At 51.9% G+C, this 17,736-nt stretch carries 20 protein-coding genes, 1 pseudogene and 1 riboswitch; of the genes and pseudogenes, 19 read left to right on the plus strand and 2 right to left on the minus strand.

Annotated elements, in window-relative coordinates; all coding sequences use genetic code 11:
• The first annotated feature begins 8 nt into the window (after positions 1-8).
• The 6 genes from CFI03_RS01935 (at position 9) to sigF (ending at position 4,618) form a co-directional block, all read left to right on the plus strand.
• A complete protein-coding gene (locus CFI03_RS01935) occupies positions 9-173 on the plus strand; it encodes an aspartyl-phosphate phosphatase Spo0E family protein (RefSeq protein ID WP_015843935.1) in 165 nt (54 codons plus the stop codon).
• Positions 174-200: 27 nt separating this feature from the next.
• Positions 201-1,529, plus strand: a complete 1,329-nt coding sequence (locus CFI03_RS01940; protein ID WP_248756312.1) for a pyrimidine-nucleoside phosphorylase — start codon at positions 201-203, stop codon at positions 1,527-1,529.
• Between the two features lie 181 nt (positions 1,530-1,710).
• A complete protein-coding gene (locus tag CFI03_RS01945; protein ID WP_248756313.1) occupies positions 1,711-2,925 on the plus strand; it encodes a D-alanyl-D-alanine carboxypeptidase family protein in 1,215 nt (404 codons plus the stop codon).
• 121 nt (positions 2,926-3,046) lie between these two features.
• Positions 3,047-3,400 (plus strand): anti-sigma F factor antagonist, encoded by a 354-nt coding sequence (spoIIAA, locus tag CFI03_RS01950; RefSeq protein WP_015843938.1) that lies wholly within the window; start codon positions 3,047-3,049, stop codon positions 3,398-3,400.
• Positions 3,400-3,843, plus strand: a complete 444-nt coding sequence (spoIIAB, locus tag CFI03_RS01955; RefSeq protein WP_127494291.1) for an anti-sigma F factor — start codon at positions 3,400-3,402, stop codon at positions 3,841-3,843. The genes spoIIAA and spoIIAB overlap by 1 nt, the downstream gene beginning before the upstream one ends.
• A gap of 19 nt (positions 3,844-3,862) precedes the next feature.
• The gene (sigF, locus tag CFI03_RS01960) at positions 3,863-4,618 is read left to right on the plus strand and encodes an RNA polymerase sporulation sigma factor SigF (protein ID WP_015843940.1); all 756 of its coding nucleotides are present in this window, start codon (positions 3,863-3,865) and stop codon (positions 4,616-4,618) included.
• Positions 4,619-4,738: 120 nt separating this feature from the next.
• Here the strand turns inward: sigF and CFI03_RS01965 are convergent, their stop codons facing one another.
• Together CFI03_RS01965 and CFI03_RS01970 are read right to left on the minus strand one after the other, a co-directional pair.
• A complete protein-coding gene (locus CFI03_RS01965; RefSeq protein ID WP_248756314.1) occupies positions 4,739-5,242 on the minus strand; it encodes a P-loop NTPase family protein in 504 nt (167 codons plus the stop codon).
• Positions 5,243-5,332: 90 nt separating this feature from the next.
• Positions 5,333-5,506: pseudogene (locus CFI03_RS01970) on the minus strand (AAA family ATPase); the annotation flags it as partial.
• 166 nt (positions 5,507-5,672) lie between these two features.
• Here CFI03_RS01970 and CFI03_RS01975 point away from each other — a divergent pair.
• The 13 genes from CFI03_RS01975 (at position 5,673) to CFI03_RS02035 (ending at position 17,723) form a co-directional block, all read left to right on the plus strand.
• Positions 5,673-6,323 carry a stage V sporulation protein AA gene (locus CFI03_RS01975; protein ID WP_127494287.1) on the plus strand — a complete coding sequence of 217 codons (651 nt, stop codon included), beginning with the start codon at positions 5,673-5,675 and terminating at the stop codon, positions 6,321-6,323.
• Positions 6,310-6,744 carry a stage V sporulation protein AB gene (locus CFI03_RS01980; protein WP_248756315.1) on the plus strand — a complete coding sequence of 145 codons (435 nt, stop codon included), beginning with the start codon at positions 6,310-6,312 and terminating at the stop codon, positions 6,742-6,744. The genes CFI03_RS01975 and CFI03_RS01980 overlap by 14 nt, the downstream gene beginning before the upstream one ends.
• A gap of 25 nt (positions 6,745-6,769) precedes the next feature.
• On the plus strand, positions 6,770-8,428 hold the full coding sequence (locus tag CFI03_RS01985) for a spore germination protein (protein ID WP_481857646.1): 1,659 nt from the start codon (positions 6,770-6,772) through the stop codon (positions 8,426-8,428).
• Between the two features lie 138 nt (positions 8,429-8,566).
• Positions 8,567-9,895 carry a diaminopimelate decarboxylase gene (gene lysA / locus CFI03_RS01990; RefSeq protein WP_248756316.1) on the plus strand — a complete coding sequence of 443 codons (1,329 nt, stop codon included), beginning with the start codon at positions 8,567-8,569 and terminating at the stop codon, positions 9,893-9,895.
• Positions 9,896-9,948: 53 nt separating this feature from the next.
• Positions 9,949-10,380, plus strand: a complete 432-nt coding sequence (locus CFI03_RS01995; protein ID WP_127494281.1) for a peptidylprolyl isomerase — start codon at positions 9,949-9,951, stop codon at positions 10,378-10,380.
• Between the two features lie 31 nt (positions 10,381-10,411).
• Positions 10,412-10,619, plus strand: a riboswitch (FMN riboswitch).
• A 264-nt stretch (positions 10,620-10,883) separates the two neighbouring features.
• Complete coding sequence (gene ribD, locus CFI03_RS02000; RefSeq protein WP_248756317.1) at positions 10,884-11,990, plus strand: bifunctional diaminohydroxyphosphoribosylaminopyrimidine deaminase/5-amino-6-(5-phosphoribosylamino)uracil reductase RibD; 1,107 nt, start codon at positions 10,884-10,886, stop codon at positions 11,988-11,990.
• A gap of 15 nt (positions 11,991-12,005) precedes the next feature.
• Positions 12,006-12,677, plus strand: a complete 672-nt coding sequence (gene ribE, locus CFI03_RS02005) for a riboflavin synthase (RefSeq protein WP_127494276.1) — start codon at positions 12,006-12,008, stop codon at positions 12,675-12,677.
• Between the two features lie 35 nt (positions 12,678-12,712).
• A complete protein-coding gene (ribB, locus tag CFI03_RS02010) occupies positions 12,713-13,870 on the plus strand; it encodes a 3,4-dihydroxy-2-butanone-4-phosphate synthase (RefSeq protein ID WP_283094376.1) in 1,158 nt (385 codons plus the stop codon).
• Positions 13,871-13,912: 42 nt separating this feature from the next.
• Positions 13,913-14,383, plus strand: a complete 471-nt coding sequence (gene ribH / locus CFI03_RS02015; protein WP_015843951.1) for a 6,7-dimethyl-8-ribityllumazine synthase — start codon at positions 13,913-13,915, stop codon at positions 14,381-14,383.
• Between the two features lie 76 nt (positions 14,384-14,459).
• Positions 14,460-15,239, plus strand: coding sequence for a segregation and condensation protein A (locus CFI03_RS02020; RefSeq protein ID WP_127494272.1), 780 nt, complete (start codon positions 14,460-14,462; stop codon positions 15,237-15,239).
• Positions 15,208-15,828: an SMC-Scp complex subunit ScpB gene (gene scpB / locus CFI03_RS02025; RefSeq protein ID WP_248756318.1), complete on the plus strand. Its 621-nt coding sequence runs from the start codon at positions 15,208-15,210 to the stop codon at positions 15,826-15,828. The genes CFI03_RS02020 and scpB overlap by 32 nt, the downstream gene beginning before the upstream one ends.
• Positions 15,829-16,053: 225 nt before the next feature.
• A complete protein-coding gene (locus CFI03_RS02030) occupies positions 16,054-17,049 on the plus strand; it encodes a methionine ABC transporter ATP-binding protein (protein WP_248756405.1) in 996 nt (331 codons plus the stop codon).
• Positions 17,046-17,723 (plus strand): methionine ABC transporter permease, encoded by a 678-nt coding sequence (locus tag CFI03_RS02035; protein WP_201003603.1) that lies wholly within the window; start codon positions 17,046-17,048, stop codon positions 17,721-17,723. Before CFI03_RS02030 ends, CFI03_RS02035 begins: the two co-directional genes overlap by 4 nt.
• Positions 17,724-17,736: the final 13 nt, after the last annotated feature.

A 17,736-nucleotide genomic window follows, 5' to 3' on the forward strand; every position in this document is an offset into this window, starting at 1 on the left:
GAGAAAAAGTGGATAAGCTATTACTCGTCGAAATCGAGCAGCTTAGAGGGAAAATGGTTGAAAAAGCAATGAAAAAGAAAACATTTGTACATCGTGAGGTGCTCCAGCTGAGTCAGATGCTGGACGAACTGATCGTTCGGCAACAAATGCTGCGAGCGCATTCTCATAAATGACTGCGCGGCAGAAACGGAGTGAATAACATGCGAGCAGTAGATCTAATACAAAAGAAGCGGGACGGCGGAGAGCTGACTGCAAAAGAATTGACGTTTCTGGTGGATGGCTATTGCGATGGGGACATTCCGGATTATCAGATGTCGGCTTGGGCTATGGCGGTACTCTTCCGGGGAATGACACCGGCCGAGACGGCGGCGCTTACGCTTGCCATGGCGAATTCGGGAGACCAGGTAGATCTGGCTCCGATTGCGGGAGTAAAGGTAGACAAGCACAGCACGGGCGGCGTAGGCGACAAAACAACGCTGATTATTGCCCCGCTTGTTGCATCCGTTGGCGTTCCGGTTGCCAAAATGTCCGGCAGAGGGCTTGGCCATACCGGAGGAACGATTGACAAATTGGAATCGATTGCAGGCTTCCAGACGGAGCTGACGAGGGAGAAATTCCTCGAACAAGTGAATGAGCTTGGATTATCGGTAATCGGACAAAGCGGAAATCTGGCACCGGCAGACAAAAAGCTGTACGCGCTGCGGGATGTGACGGCTACCGTCGAATCCATTCCGTTAATCGCGAGCTCTGTCATGAGCAAGAAGATTGCGGCCGGTGCCGATGCCATCGTGCTGGATGTGAAGACGGGAAGCGGCGCTTTCATGAAAACCGTGGATGATTCCGAGAAGCTGGCCCAGGCCATGGTGGATATCGGTACCGAGGTCGGCCGGCAGACGGCTGCTGTCATTAGCGATATGGATCAGCCGCTTGGCTTCGCTATCGGCAATGCTCTGGAAGTCCGGGAAGCTATTGAAACGCTGCAGGGCAACGGTCCCGCGGATCTTACCGAATTATGTCTTACCTTGGGCGCGCATATGGTTGTTCTTGGCGGAAAAGCTTCGACGGTTGCAGAAGCGAAAGGGCTGCTTCAAAGCCAGCTTGATAATGGCGAAGCCTTAGCCAAATTCAAGCAGTTTGTCGCCGCGCAAGGCGGCGATGCGTCGGTCGTGGATGACGTTAGTCGGTTACCGCAGGCTGCGGAGCTAGTTGAGGTAAAAGCCGCATCCGCAGGGTATATCGCTGCGATTGATGCGGAAGAGCTTGGGATCGCAGCGATGCTGCTGGGCGCCGGCCGGGCAACGAAGGATGCGTCCATAGACTATTCCGTCGGCATCACGATCCGCAAGAAGGTTGGGGATTCGGTGAGCGAAGGCGACACGCTTGCCGTGCTTCATACGCGCGCTCAGGATTCCGCCGTGGAGGAAGTTTTGAATAAAGTCCGCGAAGCTTACGCCGTAGCGGCCGAGAAGCCTGAAGAACGTCCGCTTCTCTTATCCGTAGTTACAGCAGAAGGAACGAAGCGCTACTAGTCCCGTTTCATATACCGCCGTACTCCCTTAGGGAGTACGGCGTTTTTTTGTTAGGTTCGACATCTATTTCCGTGGAATAATTTTCTTGAAAGAGGTCAAGACTGGAGAAGACAATATAGCCCAATTGCGGTGTAAAACTTATGCGACAAGAACCGCATCATCTTTGAAGGAGACCTGCACAATGAAAAAAGTTTGTACGAAGCTGTTCATTCTATTCGCTGCATTTGCCCTAACCGCAATGCCGGCTGCTGCTAACGCCAATGCCGTAACTAGCGCGAAAGAGCCCGTTCCCGGCGCTCAAGGCCAGCAGCAGAACGCATCGCTTGATCTAGCACCTTCCGCGCGCTCCGCGGTCCTGATGGATGCGGATAGCGGAACCGTTATTTACGAGAAGGACAGCAACGTCAAGCTTCCTCCGGCGAGCATTACGAAAGTCATGACGATGCTGCTGATCATGGAAGCATTGGACGACGGGAAAATCAAATTGACCGATAAGGTGCCAACTAGCGAATACGCGGCATCTATGGGCGGTTCCCAAATTTTCCTGGAACCCGGTGAAGAAATGACGGTTGACGAAATGTTGAAAGGGATCGCGATGGCTTCCGGCAACGATGCCTCTGTCGCCATGGCGGAAAAACTCGCGGGTTCCGAGCAGCAATTCGTTGTGTTAATGAATGAGAAGGCGCAGCAGCTTGGCTTGCAAAATACGCATTTTGCCAACTGCAATGGGCTCCCGGCTGCCGATCATTACACTTCCGCGCATGATATTGCCGTCATGTCTCGCGAGCTGCTGAAGCATTCCGAGATTACGAAGTATACCGGGTCCTACCAGGATTATTTGCGCAAGTCATCGGAGAAACCGTTCTGGCTCGTAAATACGAACAAGCTTGTAAGGTTCTACAGCGGTGCCGACGGACTCAAAACAGGCTTCACGAATGAAGCGAAGTTCTGTTTAACGGCAACGGCTAAACGCGATAACCTGCGAGTGATCGCGGTTGTAATGGGCGAGCCGAACACCAAAACAAGAAATGCCGAAGTATCGCAGATGCTGGACTTCACATTCGCGCAATACACGACCCATCCGATCTTCAAAGAAGGAGACACGATGGGAACGATCAAGGTCGAGAAGGGCGCAGTACGGGAAATACCGCTGGTTGCTAAGCATCCTTATAGCATTTTGCTCAAAAAAGGAGCTGCTACGCAGGATATCCGTTACGAGCTGCAAATCGATCAACCGCTTAAAGCGCCGGTTGCGATCGGACAATCCATCGGCAAGCTTGTCGTCTATCAGGGCGACCAGGTTGTGAAGGAGTTCCCGGTAGACGCGCCTCAGTCGATTGATAAAGCCGGTTGGTTCAAACTTCTTAAACGTTCCTTCGGCGGGCTTTTCTCTTAGCGCATTTTGTCAGCTTCTAGCGCTTCTCTTCTAGTTTTGTCGCCGTGCAGGAAACCTGGGGATTCGCGGAGAAATCGTAGTGCGATCCAATAGCGAAGCCCAAAGGAGTTGAACGGCGACAATGAGTCTGCAAGCAGAACTGGAGCATTACCGTAATGTACTGATCGTGCGTCTCCGCGGAGAACTTGACCATCATACGGCGGATATTGTCCGCAATAAGATGGAGGCGGAGATCATGAGAGGGGAAAGCCACCACATTATTCTAAGCCTGAAGGATCTGCAGTTTATGGACAGCTCCGGATTAGGCGTCATTTTGGGCAGATACAAGCAGATTCGCAGCAAAGGCGGCAAAATGGTCGTATGCGACGTGAACCCGAGTGTCTACCGCCTGTTTGAAATGTCGGGCTTATTTAAGATAATGAGCATTTACGACAATGAAAGAATGGCGATTTCTAGTCTGGAGGTGGTCTCGTAATGGGACGCAACGAAATGACGTTATCCTTTAGCGCCCGGTCGGAAAATGAGGCTTTTGCCCGTATTGCGGTGGCATCTTTCGTGTCGCAGCTGGACCCGACGCTTGAAGAACTGAACGATTTGAAGACGGCTGTGTCTGAAGCGGTTACGAATTCGATTATTCACGGCTACGACAGCGATCCTGCCGGCAAAGTAACCATTGAAGCCTCCATTGACGGCGATGTGGTTTCCATTGCGATTTGGGATAATGGCAAGGGAATCGAGGACTTGGAGCTGGCGCGTCAGCCGCTTTTCACCTCTAAGCCGGAAATGGAACGTTCGGGTATGGGCTTTACGATTATGGAAAATTTCATGGACCGTTTCGAAGTAACCAGTGAGCTGGGCCAAGGTACGCGGGTAGCGATGCTTAAGCGTATTGAATCGAAAAAAGCGCTGTATAACTAGCGTATAGGGGTTGAACCTCATGGATGTCGATTTGAAGCAAACGGCTCAGCCGTATTTGGATGATGCGGAAGTCAAACGCTTGATAGCGTTAAGTCAATCCGGCGATACGATCGCCCGGGATACGCTTGTTCAATGTAACATAAGATTGGTTTGGTCAGTCGTGCAGCGGTTCATTAACCGTGGTTACGAGCCGGAGGATTTGTTCCAAATCGGGTGTATCGGGCTGCTGAAGTCCGTCGATAAATTCGACCTGTCCTATGACGTGAAGTTCTCTACCTACGCGGTGCCGATGATTATTGGCGAGATTCAGCGCTTTTTGCGTGATGACGGTACGCTGAAGGTCAGTCGTTCATTGAAAGAGACGGCGAATAAGGTTCGGAAAATGAAGGATGAGCTGTCCAAGACGCTTGGCCGTCTGCCGACGGTCAGCGAAGTGGCGGATCGGCTGGGCATCACGCCGGAGGATGTAGTCTTCGCGCAGGAAGCGAACAAGCCGCCGACTTCCATTCACGAAACCGTATTCGAGAATGACGGCGATCCGATTACCCTGATGGATCAAATAGCGGACGATTCCCAGGAGCGCTGGTTCGACAAGCTTGCCTTAATCGAAGCGATTGAGGGCTTGAGCGAACGCGAGCGCCTGATCGTATACTTGCGTTACTATAGGGATAAAACCCAATCCGAAGTCGCCAGCCGCTTGGGGATATCCCAGGTTCAGGTGTCGAGGTTGGAGAAGAAAATTTTGCAGTCTATACGAGAACAAATTGCGCAATAGTTGCGATTTGTTCTTCGTAAATACGAGAACAAATTGCGCAATAGTTGCGATTTGTTCTTCGTAAATACGTGAACAAATCGCGCAGTAACCGCGCAAAAAGACCAAATGGCCGCAGCCTTTTCAAGGCGCTGCAAAGCCATTTGGTCTTTTCTTTTTTGTCTCGCTGCAGCGGACAACCTTATCTCCATGCTCCTGCAGCTTGGCTTCAAACGCGGTTTTGTTCCGCTCGAAATCGTTTGTCCACTTGAACATCATACGGAGCATATGAAGATCGGGCTTGTAATGACAAGGCTCCAAACCAAGCTTTTGCTTTAAGAAGCGGGATACGATTCTCCAGCGCCGTACCTTGAGCGGCGTATCCACAAAAATAATCTTCTCCGCCATCTGGTAAAGGAATTGGTAGGAGTCCCGATCTGTCCCCTCCAATATCCATGATCCGTTACGGTCAATGTCCATAATGATTTCAAGCTGCTCTTCGGCCGTCCGCTTCGTTCTCCCCGATTCAATGCGATGATGAACGATAGCATCAAGCTCATACCAAGGAATACGAAGCTGCTCGGATAATTGCTTGGCCAGCGTCGTTTTGCCGCTTGCCACGATGCCGACAATAAATATTTTGTTCATCCCCGTTCCTTCCTCAGACGGTTCAAAAAACGTTTGGCCTCGCTTGGCGATTTCAGAACCAAGACCTGCTTTTCATCCGATAATGACTTGTTTAACGAGTTCGTTTTGGACGATAATCTGCTCCTGCCGCGGTACGCCTACCCAATTCGGCTTCCAGAATAACGCATCCAGGTGAGCAACCTCGCTTTTAAGCGCCAGGCCAAGCTGCCTCGCCAAAGTGGATTTGCCCGCTCCGCCCGATCCTATGATGGCAATTCGTTTCATGGTGTCCTCCAAAAGTTGTGATGTTCTTTCACTTATTCCATCCGTCGAAGGTTAATCCTTGCGGGAGTTTCAATTTTTTACCTTTATAAGCATGACTATCCGGTATCTCCTTTTCTCATACTAACAGGGAAGTAAACCCTAAGCGGGAACAAAGGAATGATGACAGATGGAAGCAACTGAGCCATCCGCCCTCTATCTGCGACTAAAGAAGAAAGTAAGCATCCGGCCGGAGCGCAGCGTAACGCTGGGACAGGTGTCCAGGATGCTGGCGCCTAACGAGAAGCTGGAACAGGAGCTTAGCGAGCTTGTGCTGTACCGCCATCACAAGGGGGATGGTAACCGGGTCGTCATTGATCTGCTTCAGATCGTGCGGGTAGTCAGGGAAGCAGCCCCGGAACTATCCGTGGAAGCTTACGGCGATCCGCAGGTTCTTATCATGATATCCCCCAAACCGCAGAAGCCGCGTATTGCCGTGCTTATTTTCGCCTGGCTGCTGCTCTTTTTCGGAGCGGGACTCGCGATTATGAACTTCCACACGGATGTCAGCATGAAGGAGGTTCATATCCGAATCGTCGAGCTTCTGACCGGCAAGCGGACCGATCACCCTTTATGGTTCCAGATCCCGTATTCGATCGGAATTGGCCTAGGCATGATTCTGTTTTTTAACCATCTCTTCAAGAAGCGGTTCAACGAAGAACCCAATCCTCTGGAGGTGGAGCTGTATACGTATCAGGAAAATGTAAATGCCTACGTTATCGCGGACGAGATGCGCAAAAAAAACCGCCAGCACGGAGAACGGTGCGATGACGATGGGTGATTGGCTGATGCACATATTCGTGATGCTGCTCGGTCTCTCCGGAGGGCTTGCGGTCGGCAGCGGGCTGGTCGCGTTTTTGATCATACTCGATCTTATCCCTAGGCTTGCCCAGATCGCATACGCCTATCGCGTGTCCGTATGGTTTGAGACGGCTGTTATTTGCGGTTCGATGTACTGGACGTTCGCCGACTTTCTGGATTGGCGGTTAACGCTGCCGAAAGCGATTATTCTGACGGTTTCCGGTCTGATGACCGGCATGTTCGTCGGCATGCTGGCTGGAGCATTGACCGAGGTTATGAACGTGCTGCCGATTCTGGCGAAACGAATGAATCTATCCGATTATCTGGTTGGTCTTGTGATGGCAATGGTGCTGGGCAAAACACTGGGTTCTTTGTTTGATTGGCTGTATTTCCAGTGGTAGCAAGTAAAACAGACACGAAAGGTTGATGACGATGACGGACCGGGAGAAGGACAGGGAGAAGGACCGGGAACATTCGAGCGGGGAACCCCCGTTTATGTACATACCTGAAGCGCAGAAAAACGAAGAGCAGGGAATAGCTATCCCGACGCCACCTTTCGAATTAACCGAGCGGACGGCTAAACACGGTCAGGCGCTTGCGAGGCATGACAAGGCCGAGGGCAAGGATGATGTGATCCCCGACAGTCTGGACGAGGTCTTTGAGCGGCTTGAGAACGAAGTCGGTTATAAAGTAAGCTTTGATATCGTCGTGCGCGAAATGACGTTTGGAGAAAGGCGCGTTGCCTTTTTCTACATGAATGGCCTCGCCAAAGATACGATCCTGACCGAAATTCTCAAACGGCTCACTTATTTGCAGCCCGACGATGTCTCCGGTGATGCTTTTCATGATTTCCTGCATTTGTATGTGCCTGCCGCGCAGGTGGATAAGAAGGATAAATGGAATGAGATGCTGACCTTCGTCCTATCCGGAGCGACTGCCATGTTTATTGACAAAGAGCCGCATGCCATCATTATTGATGCCAAAGCCTTCCCGGCGCGCAACCCGGAGGAGCCGACTCTTGAACGCGTTGTGCGCGGCAGCCGCGACGGCTTTGTCGAGACACTTATGACCAACATCTCGCTTGTGCGCAGGCGCCTGCGCGATCCTCAGCTCCGTTACGAGCTTCTCAGAGTTGGTGAGCGTACGCAGTCCGATATTTGCATTGCTTATATCAACGACCTTGCGGATCCGGAGTTAGTCAAATCGATTAAGGATAAAATCAAACTGGTCCATATTGACGGGCTGCCGCTTGCGGATAAGCAGCTGGAGGAAGCGACCGTTCAACGGGGGTGGAATCCATTCCCACTCGTGAGGTATTCCGAACGCCCGGATGTAGTTGCGGCCCATCTGCTGGAAGGCTCCGTTGTGGTGTTTGTGGATACTTCGCCAAGCGCGATGCTTCTGCCGACAACTTTCTTTGACTTGATTCAGCATGCCGAGGAAAACCGGCAGACTCCGTTTATCGGAACGTACCTGCGATGGGTTCGTTTTCTCGGAATATTCTCCTCGTTGTTCCTGTTGCCTTTATGGCTGCTGTTCGTAGTGCATCCGGAGCTTAAGCCGCAGGTTCTAGCCTTCCTGGGACCGGAGAAAATCGGCAAGCTGCCGCTGATCGTGCAGTTTCTGATCGTGGAGGTTGGCGTCGATCTGATGAGGCTCGCTTCGGTGCATACGCCGTCAACGCTGGCGACCGCCGTATCCCTCGTTGCGGCTATCATGGTTGGCGATATCGCGGTGAAGACAGGGCTTTTCATCAATGAGGTTATTCTCTATATGGCGATAGCCGCCGTCGGAATGTTTGCGACGCCAAGCTATGAGCTGGGGCTGGCGAACCGTATCGTCAGGCTTGTGCTGATCATAGCCGTATCGTTGTTTAACGCGCCGGGATTTGTCATTGCGACAACCGCGATTCTGATGATGCTGAGCATGCAGCGTTCGTTCAACCGCCCGTATATGTGGCCGTTTATTCCGTTTGATTACAGAGCGATGTGGAACATCATCGTGAGGAAGCCGGTGCTCAAAAACCGTACTCGTCCCAACCTGCTCCGACCGCAGCAAAGCGACAAAATGCCGAGGACCGAATAGCGACCAAGAAATACAAATGAAATGTGAATTTATCCATTTCTCTCAAGGGTAGATTGCGATATACTGTGGCTATTGGTGCAAATCGTAATCAACTTCTATTACGTTCCTGTAGTAGATATCTGAGGGGGAGCATAATTCGTGTACTTACATGGCACAAGCAAAATTAATGCCCAGGGACATTTGGAGATTGGCGGAGTTGATGTAACGGATCTGGCGAAAGAGTACGGCACTCCGTTATACATCGTCGACGAGACGCTAATTCGTCAACGGGCGAATGAATATGTATCCGCATTTAAGGAATCCGGTCTGAAATTCCAGGTTGCCTACGCTAGCAAAGCATTCTCGGTTATGGCGATGTGCGCTATTGCCGATCAAGAGGGCTTGTCGCTCGACGTTGTATCCGACGGAGAGCTGTATACCGCTCTGCAAGCAGGCTTTCCTGCAGCCCGCATTCATTTCCACGGCAACAACAAAACGCCGGACGAAATCAACATGGCGCTGGACGCCAACATCGGATGCTTCGTTGTAGACAACTTTGTCGAGCTTCACCTGCTGAACGCGCTTGCGGCGGACAAAGGCAAAAAAGTAAAAATCCTGTTCCGCATTACGCCGGGCGTAGAAGCGCATACGCATGAATATATTTCGACTGGCCAGGAAGACTCGAAGTTTGGCTTTGACCTTGGCAACGGTGCCGCGAAGCAGGCCATTCAGGAAGCCCTTCAGCTTTCGAATCTCGAAATTTTGGGCGTGCATTCCCATATCGGTTCCCAGATTTTCGAAGTCGACGGTTTCCGCATGGCGGTAGACAAGGTTGTAGCTTTCGCGGTACAAATCCGCGACGAGCTGGGACTAACCTTCAAGGTGATCAATCTTGGCGGCGGCTTTGGCATCCGTTACGTGGAAGGCGACACTCCGCTTCCTGTAGCCCAATATGTGGCTGCCATTACCGACTCGGTTATTTCGAATTTTTCGGCCGCAAACTTCCCGCTGCCCGAGATTTGGGTTGAGCCGGGCCGCAGCATCGTTGGGGATGCAGGCACAACGCTGTATACCGTAGGCACTATGAAAGACATTCCGGGCGTACGCAAATATATCGCGGTGGACGGCGGCATGATGGATAACCCGCGTCCGGCTCTGTATCAATCCCAGTACGAAGCGATTCTGGCGAACCGCGCGAACGAAGCGAATGCGGAAACCGTTACAATCGCGGGCAAAGCTTGCGAGAGCGGCGACAAGCTTATCATCGACCTCGAGCTGCCCAAAGCGGTAACGGGCGATTTGCTTGCCGTTTCCTGCACGGGAGCTTATAACTACTCGATGGCGAGCAATTACAACCGTTTCCGCCGTCCTGCCGTTGTCTTCGTAAAAGACGGCCAATCCGACCTCGTCGTGCAGCGCGAATCGCTTGAAAATATCGTCGGCAACGACGTAATTCCGGCAAGACTTCTCAAATCGCTTGCTAAGTGAGGGAGATTTTTGGTAACGTAGTCTTATTCGACATAGAAAGGTAGATGTTAGACATGGCTAAACAAGCAAAAATCACACTTGAGAACGGCGCAGAGGTTATTCTCGATCTGTTCGACCAAGATGCTCCAAATACGGTAGCAAACTTCGAAAAACTTGCAAACGAAGGCTTCTATAACGGCGTGGTATTCCACCGCGTTATCCCTGGTTTCGTTGCGCAAGGCGGCTGCCCTAACGGCACAGGCACTGGCGGTCCAGGCTACACCATCAACTGCGAGATCAACCCGAACAAGCATGAACGCGGTACTCTCGCTATGGCACACGCGGGCCGCAACACAGGCGGAAGCCAATTCTACATCTGCTATCAGCCGCAGCCTCATCTTGACGGCCAACATACCGTTTTCGGCAAAGTTGCTAAAGGCATGGAGCATGTTGACGCGTTCAAAGGACGCGATAAAATGCAAAAGGTTGAAGTTTACGAAGTTTAATGTTAAGATACTAACAAATTTATAGTTTGTGGCTTACCTTCGGGGCAGGGTGAAAATCCCAACCGGCGGTGATCGAGCGGCGCTTGCACAACAGGAATCACCTGCGTGCGGCGCTTACTCGTCAGTCCGTGACCCGGGCCATCCCAGGCAAGAGCGATTCATCGCATTGCGTGGGGAGGAACGGTGGACCTGGTGCAAATCCGGGACCGACAGTATAGTCTGGATGGGAGAAGGGGACACATTTGATGCGATTGCGTCTGAGCGTTCATGCTTATTTTTCTTGTGCTTATTTTCACAAGTGAGATAGGTTTGTTTGAAATATAAGAAAGTATATATTCTTTATATTTTTATACTGGGCTTATATTTCTTCCGCGAAACATTTGCGGTTCCCTATTGGGACGGCAACATCGTTTGCGTTTGAACCGTTTCTTTTTGCAAGCATTTAATGGTTATTTTTCCCACCCCCGTTGGCTAAGCTGGCTAATGGGGGTGTTTTTGCATTTATGGAAATTTTAAACGATTCGTATTATATGAATCTTGCTCTTGAGCTAGCCGCCAAAGCCTCCGGTCAGACCGGCATTAATCCGGTTGTCGGCTGCGTCGTTGTGAAGGATGGACGCATTATTGGCGTTGGTACCCACCTTAAGCGGGGAACAGGTCACGCGGAGGTGCATGCGCTGCAGATGGCCGGCGACGAAGCGGAAGGGGCCACGGTGTATGTAACGCTAGAGCCGTGCAGCCATTACGGCAAAACGCCGCCATGCTGCGAGCGGATTATCAATGCGAAGGCTGCCCGCGTCGTTGTGGCGACCACGGATCCCAATCCGCAGGTTGCGGGCAGAGGGATCGCGCGTCTCCGGGAGGAAGGCATCGAGGTAGAGGTTGGACTGTTAGAAGAGCAATCCCGGAGCATGAACGAGAAATTCAACAAGTACATTACGTCCCGGCTGCCTTACGTAACGCTGAAGACGGCAAGCACGCTGGATGGGAAAATCGCTTCCCATACGGGAGACAGCCGCTGGATTACGGGATCAGCCGCTCGCGAACAGGTGCATACGCTGCGCCACCAGCACGAGGCGATTATGGTGGGCATCGGAACTTTGCTGGCGGATGATCCTCAGCTTACGACCCGCGCGGCTGTTCCGGCGATACATCCGGTTCGGATTATCGTGGACAGCAAGCTTCGGCTACCGCAGGACGCAAGGGTAGTGACGGACGGCTTAACCCGCACGATTGTACTAGCTTCTTCGAAAGCTGATCCGGCTCGCGAGAAGGCGCTCACCGAAGCCGGCGTTGAGGTCATCCGATGCGGTGACGGCGAGCAAGTCGATCTGGCTGAAGCGATGCGCAAGCTTGGCGAGCTGGAGATTGGTTCGATCCTTCTGGAGGGCGGCGGCAAGCTTAACGGCGCCATGCTGGAAGCCGGACTAATCGATAAGATCATGATCTACATGGCAACCAAGATTATCGGCGGCTTTGACTCCCCCGGCACCTTTACGTTCGCCGGGTTCGAGAAAATGTCGCAGGCCATTGAACTGGACAATGTGAAGGTGGAAATGGCAGGAGAAGATATTTGCATATCGGGATATCCGGTATACGGTAATGAATAGATTGGGGGAGTGCCCGTGTTTACCGGCCTGATTGAGGAAGTTGGCACTTTAAGACGGGTTAAGAAGCAAGGCGAAGCGATGGTTCTGACGGTAGAAGCTTCCAAGGTTACGGAAGGCGTTGCCCTTGGCGACAGCATTTCCGTAAACGGCGTGTGTTTAACCGTCATTGCCTTCGACCGGACATCGTTTGACGCGGACGTGATGCCGGAAACCTACCGGAAGTCCAATCTGCATCAGCTCCGCCCGGGCCAGGACGTGAATCTGGAGCGGGCGATGATGGCCGGGGGGCGGTTCGGCGGTCACATCGTGCAGGGGCATGTCGACGGGGTTGGCGTGATCACCGGCCGGGAGACGGATGCGAACGCGGTTGTATTCGCCATACGGCTGTCTGACGACGAAATGATGAGGTATGTCATTCCGAAGGGCTCTATTACGATTGACGGAATCAGCCTAACGGTAGTCGGTACCAATGCCACTGGCTTCTCGGTATCGGTGATCCCGCATACGTTGGGAGAAACCGCGCTGATGAACAAGAAAGCCGGCGATTCGGTTAATATCGAATGCGATGTCATCGGCAAATACGTCGATCATCTGCTGCATTACAAACCCTCCGGCAGACCGGGTTCTTCCGGGCGGACCGAATCAAAGCTCAGCGCAGCTTTTTTAAGCGAAAATGGTTTTTTGTAAATACGAGGGTAACCGGATAGCAGGGAGGGAAATTGATGAATAGACAAGAGTTGGAACTGCAAGAAGATCTGTTTGACTCGATGGAAGCCGCGCTGGAGGATTTGAAGGCCGGCAAGCCGATTATCGTAGTGGACGACGAGGACCGCGAGAATGAGGGAGATTTAATTGCCCTGGCGGAGACCGCGTCGCCGGAAGTTATTAATTTCATGATTACGGAAGCACGCGGCTTGGTCTGCGTCCCTATTACGCGGGAGCGCGCCGAGCAGCTTGATCTGCCGCCGATGGTTCAGCATAATACGGACTATCACGGCACGGCTTTTACGGTATCCGTGGATCACGTTTCCACGACGACGGGCATCTCGGCTTACGAGCGCTCGCAGACGGTTAAAGCGTTGATTGACCCGGCGACGAAAGCAACGGATTTCCGCAAGCCGGGACATATTTTCCCGCTGGTTGCGAAGGATGGCGGCGTCATCCGCCGTGCGGGCCATACGGAAGCCGGTATCGATCTCGCGCGCATGTGCGGCTCGGAGCCCGCTGCAGTCATTTGCGAGATAATCAAAGAGGACGGGACGATGGCCCGCCTTCCGGATCTTATCACTTTCAAGGAGAAGCATAACCTGAAGCTGATTACCATCCAAGGAATGATTGCTTACCGCAACGCCATGGAAAAGCTTGTCGACCGCATCGTAGAGGTTGACATGCCAACGGACTTCGGAAACTTCCGGGCAATTGCCTTCTCCAATCAGGCAGACGGCAAAGAGCATATCGCGTTTGTCAAAGGCAAGATTGCTTCTGATAAGCCGGTGCTTGTCCGCGTCCATTCGGAATGCCTGACGGGGGACGTTTTCCATTCGCACCGCTGCCAATGCGGCCCGCAGCTGCAGTCGGCGCTGGAACAAATCAATGAGGAAGGCAGCGGCATTCTTCTTTATATGCGCCAGGACAGTCAAGGACTCGTGAACAAGCTGAAAAATTATGCCCAGCTTGACCAAGGCGCGGACAAAGAAGAGGTTAAGCCCAAGATGGATCTTCGCGATTACGGCGTAGGTGCTCAAATTTTGCGTGACCTGGGTGTCCGCCAAATGCGCCTGCTCACGAATAACCCGCGCAAGATCAGAGGCCTTGAGGGTCACGGAATCGAGATCGTGGAACGGGTACCGATTGAAATTCGCGAAGGCGGCAAGAAATAAAGCAAGCTAAAATATTAAACATAATGATCAGGAGGGCTTAACATGCCAAACGTATTTGAAGCAAGCGTAGTATCGGAAGGACTTCGATTTGGGGTAGTTGTAGGACGTTTTAACGAATTTATCTCGGGTAAGCTGCTCAGCGGTGCGCTTGACGGATTCAAGCGCCATGGCGCGCAAGATAACGACGTGGATATCGCTTGGGTGCCGGGCGCATTCGAAATTCCTCTTATCGCGCAAAAAATGGCGGAAAGCGGAAAATACGATGCCGTTATTACGCTTGGCGCCGTTATCCGGGGATCAACTCCGCACTTTGACTACGTGTGCAACGAAGCCGCAAAAGGCGTTGCCGCAATTGCCCTGAAAACAGGCGTGCCAACGATTTTTGGCGTATTGACGGTGGATTCGATCGAGCAAGCCATTGAGCGTGCGGGCACAAAAGCGGGAAATAAAGGCTATGAAGCGGCTGTTTCTGCAATAGAGATGGCAAATTTGTCGAAATTACTGCATAATTAGAGTAATAGCTCAAATTATGCTGCGTTACTTGTTATAGGACGTCAGCCATTTGCGCATGGCAGGGGGATCGTAAGAAGTGACGATGCACTACAAGTTGGAATCCTTTGAAGGACCGCTCGATTTGCTGCTTCATCTTATCGATAAGTCAGAAATCGACATCCACGAGATTTCGATTAGTGAAATAACGGATCAATACATGGATTATTTAAATGCGATGAAGGAATTGGAGCTGGAGCTGACAAGCGAGTTCCTTGTTATGGCCGCTACGCTGCTGGCCATCAAGAGCAATCAGCTGCTGCCCAAACCTCCCGTGTTCGAGGATTTCTATGAAGAGTGGCCGGATGACGGCCTTGATCCGAGGGACGAGCTTATTCAGAAGCTGGTCGAATATCGTAAATTCAAGCAAATTGCAGAGCAGCTTCGGGAGAAGGAACTGGAGCGCAGCCTTATTTATTCCCGAGAGCCGGATGATATGACGCCGTATATGAAAGAAGAGATCGTCAATCCGCTCGAGGGCTTGCATATATCCGATCTGATTGCCGCATTCCAGCGGGCGCTGCGCAGAGCGGCGCGACGCAATATCGTGGCAACCGTGCAGAGGGATGAAATCTCGGTTAAGGACCGGATTCGGGACATTGTTGAGGTTCTGAAGCAGTTCGAGACCGTACGGTTCTCCCGTCTGATCCGCGAGAATATGAACAAGCATGAGGTTGTTGTGACGTTCCTTGCTATTCTGGAGCTGATGAAGATGAAACATATTCGCTGCTTCCAGCATCAGCTGTTTGATGACATCGTCATTCATTGGAGAGGAGAAGCGGCGGACAATGGATTATCCGAAGTTGAAATCGATTATTGAAGGCCTGTTATTCATGGCGGGCGACGAAGGACTAAACAAACGGCAGTTAGCCGATATTTTGCAGCTTGAGGCTGATCTGGCAGCGGATCTTGTGTACGACCTTCACAGGGATCTGGCTCGCGAGCAGCGCGGGGTGCAGGTAACGGAGGTAGCCGGGGCGTACCGGATGACTACGAATCCGGACCATGCCGCCTACTTTGAACGCATGGCGTATACGCCTACGCGTTCCCAGCTGTCGCAGGCTGCGCTTGAGACCTTATCTATTGTGGCCTATCGCCAGCCGATAACCCGTATCGATATTGAGGAGATCCGGGGCGTCAAGAGCGACCGGGCGATTCAATCGCTTGTGTCCAAGGATTTAATTGAGGAGGTCGGGCGGGCCGAGGCAATCGGCAGGCCGATTTTATACGGAACCACGAAATCATTCCTGGATTATTTTGGATTGCCGAATATTAAAGCCTTGCCGGAGCCTAAACAAGTCGATATCGAAGAGGCGCTCGAGGATCAGACGCAAATGCTGTTCGAGCGTCTGGGCGAACGCCAAACAACGATTGACGAGTTTATTCCGGTTCATGACGACAAGGAATAACCGGATTGTCAGGTTTTCCTAAAGAATGGTCGAAATGTTGAACAATTGGTCCGTTATTTCCCGCTGAAGCGGGATAACGGACTTTTTTACTTTTTTATCTAGTGACAATTGCGTTGAAAGTTGGTTATAATGGCGGTTGTCCTTTTTTTAAAGGAAAGGATGAACCTGTTTGATCAGGGGATTCTAGCTGTAATGGCATACGATGGATAGCAGGAGGTAATACCACTGATTGAGCTTCTGGACATAAGAAAAACTTACGGAAATAGCGTGGAAGCTGTTAAAAATATAAGCCTGACCATTCATAAAGGTGAAATATTCGGCATTATCGGACATTCCGGGGCAGGCAAGAGCACTTTGCTCCGCTGCGTGAATTTGCTTGAGCGCCCGACGTCGGGGACGGTGAAGGTAGGCGAAGTGGAGCTGACCCGGCTGTCGTCCACGCAGCTGCAGAAGGAACGCCGTCGAATCGGAATGATATTTCAGCACTTTAATCTCTTGTCGATGGCGACTGTGCGCGATAACGTCGCGTTTCCGCTTGAGCTTGCGAAGCTGCCAAGAACAGCCGTTAAACAACGAGTCGACGAGCTGCTTAAGCTTGTAGGGCTGGAGCAGCATGCGGATAAATATCCGGCGCAGCTTTCGGGCGGTCAGAAGCAGCGCGTGGGGATCGCCAGAGCGCTGGCGAACAACCCGGATGTACTGCTGTGCGACGAGGCTACCTCGGCGCTTGATCCGCAGACGACAAACGCGATTCTGTCGCTTCTGATGGACATTAATCAAAAGCTGGGCATCACGATTCTGCTCATAACGCACGAGATGCATGTCATCCGCGCAATCTGCGACCGCGTTGCCGTTATTGACGGCGGCGAGATCGTCGAGATGGGGGATGTCCTCGATGTCTTCCTGAAGCCGCAGCATTCGATTACGAAGGATTTCGTCAGCCAGATTGCGGACTCCTTCGATCCGCGCGAGCTTATTAACACGAGGAGCGGCCGTCTTATCAAAATCAACTACGTTGGCGAGATTACGTACGAGCCGCTGCTGTTTAACGCAGTCAAATCGACCTCGGTTCAATTTACGATCCTGCAGGGAACCGTCTCCCGCATGAAAAATACGCCTTATGGGCAGCTGGTCATCGAATTTATCGGCAATGACGGTGAAATTGACAGGGTGCTCGACGAGCTTCGGGCGAAAGGGCTGGAAGTAGGTGATTTGAAATGATGCTGAAGCAGAACATTGACTGGAGCCAGGTGCGCTGGGAAGATATTTGGCCGGCAACCAAAGACACCTTGACGATGATTGGCGCTTCGCTGCTATTTACCGTCATTCTCGGTTTGTTAATCGGGATCATCCTTTTCCTGACCTCCAGAAAGCAGCTACTGGAACAGCCTGTCGTGTATGGATTATTATCGCTTGTTGTAAATATTCTGCGATCGGTACCTTTTGTCATTCTAATGATTCTGATCATGCCGTTTACAAAGCTGCTGACCGGTACGACGTTAGGAGTACAGGGCACGATTCCGCCGCTTGTCGTTGCGGCAGCGCCGTTTTTCGCCAGATTGGTGGAAACGTCTCTCCGCGAGGTGGACAAGGGCGTTATCGAGGCAGCGCAGGCAATGGGCGCTTCCAGATGGGATATCGTCAGACGCGTCCTTCTGCTTGAAGCAAGACCGGGCTTGCTGGCGGGAATTACGATTACGGCCGTTACGCTTGTATCTTATACGGCGATGGCCGGCGTTATTGGCGGCGGCGGTCTAGGTGACTTGGCCTTGCGTTACGGTTATCAAAGATTCCAGCTGAGCGTTATGATTGTTACGGTTCTAATGCTTATTTTTTTGGTTCAACTCCTGCAGATGGCAGGCGACCATTTGGTTCGCCGGTTCAGCCGGAAGTAAGGTGGACATCATA

The organism is Paenibacillus sp. ATY16 (assembly GCF_003399985.2).
In the GTDB taxonomy this organism is placed as follows: Bacteria; Bacillota; Bacilli; order Paenibacillales; family Paenibacillaceae; genus Pristimantibacillus; species Pristimantibacillus glycanilyticus.